Raw genomic sequence first — 12,106 nt, 5'->3', positions numbered from 1 at the left:
GCCGTCGGCGCGGGCGAGGAGCGGGTGGTCGTCCGCAAGGGCGAGATGGTCATCCGCAACATCATGAGCTGCACGCTGGCCGTCGATCACCGCGTGGTGGACGGCGCCCTGGGCGCGCAGTTCCTGCAGACGCTCAAGTCGTATATCGAGCAACCCGCCGCGATGCTGGCCTAGGAGCACGTCATGGCCGAAACCAGTTTCGATCTCATCATTGTCGGCGGTGGACCGGGCGGCTACGTCGCGGCTATCCGCGCGGCCCAGCTCGGGCTCAAGACCGCCGTGGTCGAGCGCGAGCACATGGGCGGCATCTGCCTCAACTGGGGCTGCATCCCGACCAAGGCACTGCTGCGCACCTCGGAGGTCTACGGCCTCATCAAGCATGCCGAGGCCTATGGCCTGTCGGTGAAGGACGTCTCGTTCGATCCGAAGAAGATCGTCGAGCGCTCGCGCAAAGTGGCGAGCCAGCTCAGCAACGGCGTCTCGATGCTGATGAAGAAGAACAAGATCACGGTGTTCGACGGCACGGCGAAGCTTGCGGGTACCGACGGGGTTAAGCGCAAGGTCGCCGTCGCCCTGAAGGACAAGAGCAATCTCACCCTGACGGCGAAGGACGTGATCCTCGCCACCGGCGCCCGCGCGCGCCAGCTTCCCGGCCTCGAGGCCGACGGCAAGCTGGTGTGGAGCTACAAGGAAGCGATGGTGCCGCCGGAGTTCCCGAAGTCGCTGCTGGTCATCGGCTCGGGTGCGATCGGCATCGAATTCGCGAGCTTCTACCGCACCATGGGCGCCGAGGTGACGGTGGCCGAGGTCATGGACCGCGTGCTGCCGGTCGAGGACGCCGAGGTCTCGGCCTTCGCCAAGCGTGCCTTCGAGAAGCAGGGCATGAAGATCCTGACCAGCGCCACCGTGTCGAACCTGAAGAAGGGCGCCAACAACGTTACGGCCACCATCACGGTCGGCGGCAAGGCGCAGGAGATCACGGTCGACCGCGTCATCAGCGCCGTCGGCATCGTGGGCAACGTCGAGAATATCGGCCTCGAAGGCACCAAGGTGAAGGTCGAGAAGACCCACATCGTGATTGACCAGTGGGGAGCGACCGGCGAGCCCAACGTCTATGCGATCGGCGACGTCGCCGGCCCGCCCTGGCTCGCCCACAAGGCGATGCACGAGGGAGTCCTGGTGGTCGAGAAGATCGCCGGGGTGAAGGGCGTGCACCCGATGAAGACCGAGAATATCCCGGGCTGCACCTACTGCCAGCCTCAGGTCGCGAGCATCGGCCTGACCGAGGCCACCGCCAAGGCCAAGGGGCTGGAGCTCAAGGTCGGCAAGTTCCCCTTCATCGGCAATGGCAAGGCGATCGCGCTGGGCGAGCCCGAGGGCTTCATCAAGACGATCTTCGATGCAAAGACCGGCGAGCTTCTGGGCGCCCACATGATCGGCGCCGAGGTGACAGAGCTGATCCAGGGCTACAGCATCGCCAAGACGCTGGAGACCACCGAAGCCGAGCTGATGGCCACGGTATTCCCGCATCCCACGCTATCCGAGATGATGCACGAGTCGGTACTGGCGGCCTACGGCCGGACGCTCCATATCTAGGCCATCATGGACGGAACCCTCGACAAGCTTTCCCTGACCCGGGCCGAGCGTCACCCGGAAAAGGCCCATCGCCCCGACAATCCCATCCAGCGCAAGCCGGATTGGATCAGGGTGCGTGCGCCCAACTCGCCGCAGTATGCCGAGACCAAGCGGCTGATGCGCGACCTCAAGCTCACGACCGTGTGCGAGGAAGCAGCCTGCCCGAACATCGGCGAGTGCTGGAAGCAGAAGCACGCGACCTTCATGATCATGGGCGAGACCTGCACGCGGGCCTGCGCCTTCTGCAACGTGGCGACAGGCAAGCCGGGGGCACTCAATCCGCACGAGCCGGCCAACATCGCCGAGGCCGTCGGCAAGCTCGGCCTTGGCCATGTCGTGATCACGTCCGTCGACCGCGACGACCTGGACGATGGCGGGGCAGGGCACTTCGCCGAAGTGATCACGGCGCTGCACAAGTCGGCGCCCACGACCACGATCGAGATCCTGACGCCGGACTTCATGCGCAAGCCGGGTGCCATCGAGACAGTGGTCGCGTCGCGCCCCGACGTCTTCAACCATAATCTCGAGACCGTGCCGCGCCTCTATCCGACCATCCGCCCGGGCGCGCGCTACTTCACGTCCTTGCGTTTGCTGTCGCGGGTAAAGGAGATCGATCCCGCGATGTTCACCAAGTCCGGTCTGATGGTCGGGCTGGGCGAGACGCGCGAGGAAATCCTGCAGGTCATGGACGACCTCCGCGCCGCGGACGTCGACTTCCTGACGATCGGCCAGTACCTGCAGCCGACGCCCAAGCACGCCGCGCTCGACCGTTTCTGGACGCCGGCCGAGTTCTCGGAACTGGCTCAGATGGCGCGGGCCAAGGGCTTCCTGATGGTGTCGTCTTCGCCGCTAACCCGCTCGAGCTATCACGCGGGAGACGACTTCGCGCGCCTCAAGGCCGCGCGTCAGGCGCAGCTCAAAGGCTGACGGCTCCTTGGCTACGCGTCATCAGGAACGGCGTGTCGTTCCGTTCCAACCGCGCCAGCTGTTCGACCTGGTGGCCGACGTGCCGCGCTATCCGGAATTCCTGCCCTGGTGCTTCGCCGGGCGCGTCCGGCGGCGGGAAGGGCCGAACGTCGAGATCGCCGAGCTGGCGATCGGCTTCGGGCCGTTCCACGAGAAGTTCGTCTCGCGCGTCGAACTGTTCCCCGACGATCCCGATGGCATGAGGATCGTTACGACCGGCATCGAGGGCCCATTCCGGCTGCTCAAGAGCCGCTGGCTTTTCCGTCCCCATCCCGAAGGCACGCAGATCAACTTCGAGCTCGAATTCGATTTCCGTTCGCTGCTGCTGCAGAAGACGGTGCAGCTGCTGTTCGCCGAAGCCGTCCGCCGCATGGTGTCCGCATTCGAGGCGAGGGCGGCGCAGCTCTACGGGAAGCCCGCCGTCGCGTCCTCCTGAGACTACCGCTCCGCCAGCTTGGCCAGCATCGCCAGCGCGGTGATCACCGTCAGGCGGCGAATGCCGTCCCGGTCTCCCGGGAAGACGTGATGCTCGGCAATCGGCTCGAAACCCGTTCGGGCCGCGCCGAAATGGACGAGGCCGACGGGCTTTTCAGCCGACCCACCGCCGGGCCCCGCGATACCGGTCACCGAGACTGAGAGCTGCGCGCCGGAGCGGGCGAGGGCGCCCGTGGCCATCGCCCTCGCGACCGGCTCGCTCACCGCACCGTGGCTCACGATCGCATCCCACGGCACGCCCAGCATCTCGCGCTTGGCCTCGTTGGAATAGGTGACGAAGCCGCGGTCGACGACGTCGGACGAGCCGGCGATGGCCGTCAGGGCCGCAGCGATCAGGCCGCCGGTGCAAGACTCGGCGGTGGCCACCTTGAAGCCGCGTTTGCGGCACGTGAACAGGACATGCTCCGCGGCTTCGCGCATCTCGTGGTCGAACATCTTCTGTTCAGCTCCCTGGCAGTTCTACGGTCGCGATGGCCTGCGCCGCGATGCCTTCGCGCCGGCCGGTGAATCCCAGTCCTTCGGTCGTTGTGGCTTTGACGCTCACGCGGTCGGCCGAAACGCCCGCGATCCGGGCGATGCTGTTCACCATGGCGGCGCGGTGCGGCCCGACCTTGGGGGCTTCGCAGACGATCGTTACGTCTAGGTGAACGACGCGCCCGCCGCGCGCCGTCACGAGATCGACGGCATGCCGCAGGAACCGGTCGGACGAGGCGCCGCGCCATTGCGGATCGGAGGGCGGGAAGTGCTTGCCGATGTCGCCGGCCCCGATCGTGCCCAGCACGGCGTCGGTCAGCGCATGCAGCGTCACGTCGGCGTCGGAATGGCCGGCCAGCGCCTGGCTGTGCGGAACAGCGACGCCGCCCAGCATGACGGCATTGCCCGGGGCGAAGCCGTGGACGTCGAAGCCAAGGGCGGTGCGGGTTTCCATGTGCATGGTTCCGAGGTCCTCGACCGTGGTGATCTTTCGGTTATCTTCGCTGCCCGCCACCATGACAACCTTCAGTCCGGCGCGCTCCGCCACAGCCGCGTCGTCGGTGAGCGCCGTCGTCTCGACGGCACCGAGTGATGCAGCGGCGCGGTGCGCGGCGAGCAGAGGCCCGAAGCGGAAGACCTGCGGCGTCTGTGCCCGCCACAAACCTTGCCGCGGCACCGTCGCCGTTACGGCGTTTCCGTCGCCGACGCGCTTCAACGTGTCGGCGAGCGGGATGCCGAGGACGGCACCGTCGACACCCTCGGATGAAGCGGCGGCAAGACAGGCCTCGATGTCGGCAGGGCGGACAAACGGGCGGGCGGCGTCGTGGATGGCAACAAGATCCGGGGGCGTGGCAGCCAGCGCCTCCAGCCCGTGCAGCACCGATTGCTGGCGGCTGGCGCCTCCCAGGATCGGATTCGGCAGGCCGAGTCCGGCGGTCGCAGCCTCGTAGTGGGGGGCGTCGCCCGGGGCGATCACGACCAGAACGCGGTCTATTTCGGGGGCGGTCCGGAAGACGGCGATGGTCCGGCGCAGGACGGGCTGGCCACCCAAAAGCGCATATTGCTTGGGCAGTGGGCCACCGAAGCGGCTGCCGCGGCCGGCCGCGACGATCAGGGCAGTGACTCTACGCATTTTGCTCAATCTAGCAGGCTTTGACGCGGGCGCACTGCGAGCCCTTGCGCCCGTCGACCGGACCCGCTATTGCTCGATTAAATATTGTGCACTGCACAAGATGCCTAATAACTGAACAAAGAATGCAAAACGCACACCGTCTCAAACCCGTCGACATCGGACCCGTCCGTATCGAGGATCCCGTCATCCTGGCACCCCTGTCGGGCGTCAGCGACATGCCCTTCCGCCAGATGGTGAAGCGCCGCGGGGCCGGCTTGGTCGTCTCGGAGATGATCGCCTCCGCAGCGATGGTTCGCGAGAACCGCAAGACCCTGCTGATGGCCAAGACCACGCCGGAAGAGTTCCCCATGTCGGTCCAGCTCGCCGGCTGCGAGCCCGAAGTGATGGCCGAGGCGGCGAAACTCAACGAGGATCGCGGAGCGGCGATCATCGACATAAATTTCGGCTGTCCGGTGAAGAAAGTGGTGAACGGCCACGCCGGCTCCTCGCTGATGCGTGACGAAGTGCATGCCGCGAAGATCCTTGAAGCGACCGTTAAGGCGGTGAAGCTCCCGGTCACGCTGAAGATGCGCACTGGCTGGGACTCGACCAACCGGAATGCGCCCAACCTCGCGCGCATCGCCGAGGAGTGCGGCATCCGGATGCTGACCGTGCACGGCCGCACGCGTTGCGACTTCTACGACGGTCATGCCGACTGGGGGTTCGTCCGCAACGTGAAGGCGGCAACGAACCTGCCGGTGATCGTCAACGGCGACATCAATACGCTCGACGACGTCGATCAGGCGCTCGAACAGTCCGGTGCCGACGGAATCATGATCGGCCGCGGCGCTTATGGCCGTCCATGGTTCCTAAACCAGGCGATCCACTATCTCCGGACCGGCGAACGGCTGCGCGATCCCTCGATTGCCGAACAGTATGCGGCGGTGCGGACTCATTTCGAGTCGATGCTCGAGCACTATGGCCTCGAGACCGGGGTCCGCATGGCCCGCAAGCATCTCGGCTGGTACTCCAAGGGGCTTCCCGCTTCGGCCGATTTCCGGGCGGCGCTCAACCGTGAAACCGATGCCGGCAAGGTGCGAAGCATGCTCGCCTCGTTCTTCCTGCCGGCCGTGGAGCGGCAGGCAGCCTGATGTCCCTGCGCCCACTCAAACGGAACGGTATGAGCGATCAGTTTCCGACGGCTCTCCTCGATTCGCTCTCGGAAGCCATCATCGTGGTCGATGCGAACGGCCTGATGCACTACGCCAACCTCTCGGCCGAGCAGTTCTTCGGCGTCGGCAGAGCTCGCCTCGTCGGCCATCCGCTGAGCGAATTCGTGCCCGAGGACACGCCACTCTTCTCCTTGCTGGAGCAGGTCATGGCGACCGGCGGCGCGGTCGCCGAGAACGGCGTTACGCTCGCTTCGCCGCGTATCGGCACCCGCTTCTGCGCACTGCGCCTGTCGCCGATCGTCGACAGCGACGGGCTGGTTGCGGTCTCCCTGGTCGAGCAGACGATCGCCCGCAGCATCGACCGCCAGCTCTCCCACCGCAGCGCCGCCCGCTCGGTGAGCGCGCTGGCCGCCATGCTGGCGCATGAGGTCAAGAACCCGCTGTCCGGCATCCGCGGCGCGGCGCAGCTCCTCGAACAGTCGGTACCGGATTCCGAGCGGGAGCTTACCGAGCTGATCTGCGAGGAGACCGACCGCATCGTGGCCCTGGTCGACCGGATGGAAGCCTTCGCCGACGGCCGTCCTATCGAACGTGGCCCCATCAACATCCACCAGGTGCTCAACCATGTCCGCCGATTGTCGCAGAACGGTTTCGGCAAAGGCGTGCGCTTCATCGAGACCTATGATCCGTCGTTGCCCGACGTGCATGGCGACCGCGACCAGCTGATCCAGGTTTTCCTGAATCTGGTGAAGAATGCCTGCGAGGTTCCCGGCGACACCGATCGTGAGATCGAATTGTCCACCGCCTATCGGCACGGATTGCGACTGGCCGTTCCGGGTCAGCAGGCGAGGGTGAACCTGCCGCTGGTGGTTTCCGTGCGTGACAACGGCCGGGGTGTACCCGACGAACTGCGCAGTCACCTGTTTGACGCGTTCGTCACGAACAAGCCGACCGGAACTGGCCTGGGTCTTGCTTTGGTCGCGAAGATCATCAACGACCATGGCGGTGCAATCGAGTTCGATAGCGAGCCGGGTCGTACATCATTCAGGGTTATGTTGCCGCTTCAGTTCCCGCAGGCCGCGCCATGAGCGCCGGCACCACGATCCTCGTCGCCGACGACGACCGCGCCATCCGCACCGTCCTGCACCAGGCCCTCGGCCGGCAGGGTCACACGGTCCGCAGCACCGGCACCGCCTCCACGCTCTGGCAATGGGTCCAGGAAGGGGAGGGCCAGCTCGTCATCACCGATGTGGTGATGCCGGACGAGAACGGACTCGACCTGGTGCCGCGCATCCGCAAGCTGCGGCCGGACCTGCGCATCATTGTCATGAGCGCGCAGTCGACCCTGCTGACGGCCGTCCGCGCGACCGAGCGCGGCGCGTTCGAATACCTGCCGAAGCCTTTCGACCTGAACGAGCTGATTTCGGTCGTGAACCGCGCACTGTCGGCGCCGGCGGCCTCGATGGCGCGTTCGCCGTCTCTGCCGGAAGAGGGCGAGCGCCTGCCGCTGATCGGCCGGTCGCCGGCGATGCAGGAAATCTACCGCACGCTCGCGCGCCTGATGTCGACCGACCTCACGGTCATGGTCACAGGCGAATCGGGCGCCGGAAAGGAACTGGTCGCGCGTGCGCTGCACGATTACGGCAAGCGCCGGAAAGGACCCTTCATCGCGCTCAACATGGCCGCGATCCCGCGCGAACTGATCGAGAGCGAGCTGTTCGGCCACGAGCGCGGCGCCTTTACCGGCGCGGTGCAGCGGTCGGCCGGCAAGTTCGAGCAGGCCTCCGGCGGCACGCTGTTCCTCGACGAGATCGGAGACATGCCGCCCGAGGCGCAGACGCGCCTGCTGCGCGTACTGCAGGAAGGCGAGTACATGACGGTCGGCGGCCGCACGCCGATCAAGGCCAATGTGCGCATCGTGGCGGCAACCCATCGCGACCTGCGCCGTCTGATCCAGCAGGGCCTGTTCCGCGAGGACCTGTTCTATCGCCTCAATGTCGTGCCGATCCGCCTGCCGCCGCTGCGCGAGCGTCTCGATGACATTCCCGAACTCGCCAACCACTACCTGCAGGCCGCGACCGCCGACGGATTGCCGACCAAGGTTCTGTCGCCCGAGGCGATGGCCCGGCTGAAGCAGCATCGCTGGCCAGGCAATGTGCGCGAGCTCGTGAACCTGGTGCGCCGCCTGTCCGCACTCTATTCCGAGGAGATCATCGGAGTAGAGACGATCGAGGCGGAGCTTGCAGACGCGGTTTCGGCGATCGATCACGGACCGTCGTCGTCGGAGGCGGGCGAGGATATCTCCCTGGCCGATGCCGTCGACCGCCATCTGCAGTCGCTGTTTGCGGCGCATGGCGATCGGCTGCCACCAGACGGTATGTACGATCGTGTCATTTCCGAGGTCGAGCGGCCGTTGCTGGCCCTGGCGTTGGGCGCTACACGCGGGAATCAGTTGCGCGCGGCCCGCCTTCTGGGGCTCAATCGCAACACGTTGCGCAAGAAGATAAAGGACCTCGACGTCCCCGTGGTTCGCACGCCGCAGGTTCGCCGAGGCGGGTGATTTCGTGACAGCTGCGCTGGGCGTTTCACGCTTGGGCGACAAGATGAGCGCGGTGCTTCGCAGCCTCAGCGGCCGCATCGCCGCCGTCTCGTTGGCCGTTCTCGCCATGGCCGCCGGCGGCGCGACCTATGCGTGGCTCGCGGGCTTCGTGCCCGAGTCGTTCGGCACGCGTGGCTGGATGACGGGGCTGCTCGTGGCCGACCTCGTCATCGCGATCGCTTTGGTCTCCGTGGTCGCCGTGCGACTCACCCAGCTCTGGCTCGACCGAAGGCGCGGGGCCGCGGGCTCGCGCCTGCACATGCGGCTCGTGCTGGTCTGCAGTGTCTTCACCATCACGCCGACGGTCATCGTGACCATCATCCTGTCGCTGCTGGTGATCAGCCTCACCGACTTCGTCGTGAAGCCCTCACAGGCCTCCTACGAGGCGGCGCGCGCCATCGGCGAGCCGGTGCGGCGCGCCCGCGAGCAGGAGATACTGAACGACATCGAGGCCATTTCGGCCCCGCTGCAGGCCGAGGGCGTCGACGCGGTGCGCGATCCGGCCGCGACCAAGGCGATGCTGGAGCGCCTGATCGAGGGACGGCCGATCATCGAGGCCACCGTGCTCGACGCCGACAAGGGAGTGATCGCCCAGGCCAGGGCGCCCGATGCGACAGGCATGGCCAACCCGGTGCCGCCGGCGCAGTTCCTCTGGCAGGCAGTGAACCAGGCGCGGCCGGTCCAGATCGAATCGCCGACCGGTGCCTACTTCGTGATGCAGCTTTTCGTCGGCGAGCCGCTATTTCTCGCGACCGGGCACGCAGTCGACCTGAGAGTGGTCGACTACATCAAGAGCATCGAGTTCGCGGGCTCCTTCTATTCGCAGATCGAATCGGCACTGCGCCGCAGCCAGCTCATCATCTTCGTGGTCTGCGGTGCCATCGCCTTCCTGATGCTGCTGGCGGCGGTATGGCTCGCCATCCTGTTCGCCACCCGCCTCACCGAGCCGATCGGCGGCCTGATGCTGGCGGCGGAGAGAGTGCGCGGCGGCGATCTCAGTGCCCGCGTCGAGGAGGGACCACCGAACGACGAGCTGGGCCAGCTCGCGCGATCCTTCAACCGCATGGCCAGCCAGATCGAACAGCAGCGCGGCGAGCTGGTTCACGCCAATACCGAGCTGGACACGAGGCGCCGTCTGACGGACGCGGTTCTCGCGGGCGTCTCCGCCGGCGTGCTGAGCGTCGACGGCGAGGGCATCGTGATGCGCTCCAACCGCTCGGCGCTCGATCTGCTGGCCCTGCCCGAGGATGGCGTTCTGGGACGGCCACTGATCGCGGTGATGCCGGAACTGGGACCGCTGGTCGCGCAGGCGGCGGAGCGGCCGGATCGAATGACCCAGGGCCAGGTCGAGATCCTGCAGCGCGGCGCGCGGCAGATCCTGCTGGTCCGCATCAGCGCTGCCACGGGTGCGGGCTTCGTCGTCACCTTCGACGACGTCACCGACCTGATGTCGGCGCAGCGCATGGCCGCCTGGGGCGACGTCGCCCGCCGCATCGCGCATGAGATCAAGAACCCGCTGACGCCGATCCAGCTCTCCGCCGAGCGGCTGAAGCGGCGTTATCTGAAGCAGATCAAGGAAGACCCCGAGACCTTCTCGATGTGCACCGACACGATCGTCCGGCAGGTCGGCGACATCGGGCGCATGGTCGACGAGTTCTCGTCCTTCGCCCGCATGCCGCGGCCGACGGTGAAGGAGGAGGATGCGAAGGAGATGTGCCAGCAGGCGCTTTTCCTGCAACGAAACGGCAATCCCGGGATTCGCTACACGGCGAACCTGCCTGGCCATCCGGTGCCGCTGAATTGTGATCGCCGCCAGGTGTCGCAGGTGCTGACGAACATCCTCAAGAACTCGGCCGAGGCGATCGAGGGCAGGGATGAGAACCCGGACACGCCTTTGCCACAGGGCGAGATCACGCTGAGCCTTCAGGAGGATGGCGCCGGCGTGAAAGTCGTGATCGAGGACAATGGCAAGGGATTGCCGAAGGAGGGGCGCGAGCGCCTGACCGAGCCCTACATGACGACGCGCAGCAAGGGCACGGGCCTGGGACTGGCGATCGTGAAGAAGATCATGGAGGACCATGGCGGGTTCCTGTCGCTGGAGGATCGCGAGGGTGGCGGTGCCCGCATCAGTCTGGTATTCCGGCGAGACGCGAAGGAAATCGCGTCGGCTCGACCTCACGCGACGGCCGCACAATGATCCGCCGTTCCATGCGGGCTGCTTGAAGTGACATGGCCCACGATATTCTGATCGTCGACGACGAACGCGATATCTGCACGTTGATCGCCGGCATTCTCGAGGACGAGGGCCACACCGCGCGGCGTGCCCACAACAGCACCGAAGCGATCGAAGCCGTTCGCCAGCGCCGCCCGGCCCTGGTGATTCTCGACGTCTGGCTGCAGGGCAGCGAGCTCGACGGCTTGCAGATCCTGGAAGTCATCCGCCGCGAGGATCCGCCGATCCCGGTCGTGATGATCAGCGGCCATGGCACGATCGACACGGCCGTGTCGGCGATCAAGAGCGGCGCCTATGATTTTGTCGAGAAGCCCTTCAAGGCCGATCGCCTGCTCCTGGTCGTCGATCGCGCCATCGAGGCGGACAGGCTGAAGCGCGAGAACGTGGCGCTCCGCCGGCGCGCCGGCGGCGAGGTGACCTTCGTCGGCTCCTCCAGCGACGCCGGCAACGTGCGGGCGCAGATCGAGAAGGTGGCGCCGACCGGCAGCCGCGTCCTCATCACCGGCGCCTCCGGCTCTGGCAAGGAGACGGTCGCGCGGCTGATCCACCAGGGGTCGAAGCGCGCCGATGGACCATTCGTCGTCGTCAACTGCTCGACCCTGCCGGCCGAGCGGCTGGAGATCGAACTGTTCGGCACCGACGGTGATACCGAGGCCGAGGCATTGCGGGTGTCAGGCGCCTTCGAAATGGCCCATGGCGGCACGCTGGTGCTCAAGGAAGTGGCGGACCTTCCGCTGGCGCTGCAGGGCCGGCTGGCCCGGGTGCTGCACGAACAGTCCTATGCCCGCGATGGCGGCAAAACCAAGGTCGAGATCGACGTGCGTGTCCTGGCGACGACGGCGCGCGACCTCCAGGAAGAGATCGCCGCCGGCCGGTTCCGCGAGGACCTGTTCCACCGCCTGAACGTCGTCGGCCTGCGCGTGCCGCCGCTCAGCGAGCGCCGCGAAGACATTCCCGAGCTCGCGCTCGACCTGCTGAAGCGCGTCGCCGACGCCACCGGCCTGCCGGCGCGCTCGATCGGCGAGGACACGCAGGCGGCGCTTCAGGGCCACGACTGGCCGGGCAACGTGCGCCAGCTGCGCAACGTCATCGAGCGGCTTCTGATCCTGGCGCCGCCGGGCGGCGCGCCGATCCGCGCGGACGTCCTGCCCAACGACGTGAGCGAGGATGCGCCGTCGGTGCTGCGCTGGGAGAAGGGCGGGGAGATCATGCAGCTGCCCCTTCGCGACGCGCGCGAAGTCTTCGAGCGCGAATACCTGCTCGCGCAGGTGACGCGCTTCGGCGGCAACATTTCACGGACGGCGACCTTCGTCGGCATGGAGCGCTCGGCCTTGCACCGCAAGCTGAAGTCGCTCGGCCTGCACGGCGGGTCGCTCGAGGGTACCGGCGCCGAGCCGCCGGTCTGAGGAGGAGAGGGCGTC

At 66.7% G+C, this 12,106-nt stretch carries 11 protein-coding genes; 9 read left to right on the top strand and 2 right to left on the bottom strand.

Translation table 11 applies throughout. The features are described from left to right. The 4 genes from Q0Q48_RS15620 to Q0Q48_RS15605 form a co-directional block, all read left to right on the top strand. A partial coding sequence (locus Q0Q48_RS15620) for a 2-oxo acid dehydrogenase subunit E2 (protein WP_295139471.1) occupies positions 1-174 on the top strand: 174 nt, incomplete at its 5' end. Positions 175-183: 9 nt separating this feature from the next. Next, the gene (lpdA, locus tag Q0Q48_RS15615; protein WP_295139459.1) at positions 184-1,596 is read left to right on the top strand and encodes a dihydrolipoyl dehydrogenase; all 1,413 of its coding nucleotides are present in this window, start codon (positions 184-186) and stop codon (positions 1,594-1,596) included. Positions 1,597-1,602: 6 nt separating this feature from the next. Beyond that, complete coding sequence (lipA, locus tag Q0Q48_RS15610; RefSeq protein ID WP_295139456.1) at positions 1,603-2,562, top strand: lipoyl synthase; 960 nt, start codon at positions 1,603-1,605, stop codon at positions 2,560-2,562. Positions 2,563-2,569: 7 nt separating this feature from the next. Continuing rightward, entirely contained in the window at positions 2,570-3,037 is a 468-nt protein-coding gene (locus Q0Q48_RS15605; protein WP_295139453.1) for a type II toxin-antitoxin system RatA family toxin, read from the top strand. A gap of 2 nt (positions 3,038-3,039) precedes the next feature. Here Q0Q48_RS15605 and Q0Q48_RS15600 read toward each other — a convergent pair whose 3' ends face one another. Both Q0Q48_RS15600 and Q0Q48_RS15595 read right to left on the bottom strand, forming a co-directional pair. Then, entirely contained in the window at positions 3,040-3,531 is a 492-nt protein-coding gene (locus Q0Q48_RS15600; protein ID WP_295139451.1) for a CinA family protein, read from the bottom strand. A gap of 7 nt (positions 3,532-3,538) precedes the next feature. Beyond that, on the bottom strand, positions 3,539-4,702 hold the full coding sequence (locus Q0Q48_RS15595; protein ID WP_295139448.1) for a bifunctional 2-C-methyl-D-erythritol 4-phosphate cytidylyltransferase/2-C-methyl-D-erythritol 2,4-cyclodiphosphate synthase: 1,164 nt from the start codon (positions 4,700-4,702) through the stop codon (positions 3,539-3,541). A 122-nt stretch (positions 4,703-4,824) separates the two neighbouring features. Between Q0Q48_RS15595 and dusB the strand changes: the two genes are divergently transcribed. From dusB to Q0Q48_RS15570, 5 genes are read left to right on the top strand one after another with little or no spacing between them, the layout of a single operon-like run. Continuing rightward, the gene (gene dusB, locus Q0Q48_RS15590; protein WP_295139445.1) at positions 4,825-5,832 is read left to right on the top strand and encodes a tRNA dihydrouridine synthase DusB; all 1,008 of its coding nucleotides are present in this window, start codon (positions 4,825-4,827) and stop codon (positions 5,830-5,832) included. Continuing rightward, positions 5,832-6,941, top strand: coding sequence for an ATP-binding protein (locus Q0Q48_RS15585; protein WP_295139442.1), 1,110 nt, complete (start codon positions 5,832-5,834; stop codon positions 6,939-6,941). Before dusB ends, Q0Q48_RS15585 begins: the two co-directional genes overlap by 1 nt. Beyond that, positions 6,938-8,413: a nitrogen regulation protein NR(I) gene (gene ntrC, locus Q0Q48_RS15580; RefSeq protein WP_295139439.1), complete on the top strand. Its 1,476-nt coding sequence runs from the start codon at positions 6,938-6,940 to the stop codon at positions 8,411-8,413. The genes Q0Q48_RS15585 and ntrC overlap by 4 nt, the downstream gene beginning before the upstream one ends. Before the next feature lie 43 nt (positions 8,414-8,456). Next, positions 8,457-10,649, top strand: a complete 2,193-nt coding sequence (locus Q0Q48_RS15575) for a PAS domain-containing sensor histidine kinase (RefSeq protein WP_295139435.1) — start codon at positions 8,457-8,459, stop codon at positions 10,647-10,649. 32 nt (positions 10,650-10,681) lie between these two features. Then, positions 10,682-12,091 (top strand): sigma-54 dependent transcriptional regulator, encoded by a 1,410-nt coding sequence (locus Q0Q48_RS15570; RefSeq protein ID WP_295139432.1) that lies wholly within the window; start codon positions 10,682-10,684, stop codon positions 12,089-12,091. The last annotated feature ends 15 nt before the right edge of the window (positions 12,092-12,106 follow it).

Source organism: uncultured Reyranella sp., from assembly GCF_945957355.1.
Lineage (GTDB): Bacteria > Pseudomonadota > Alphaproteobacteria > Reyranellales > Reyranellaceae > Reyranella.
This window is presented reverse-complemented; position numbering and strand designations above follow the sequence as displayed.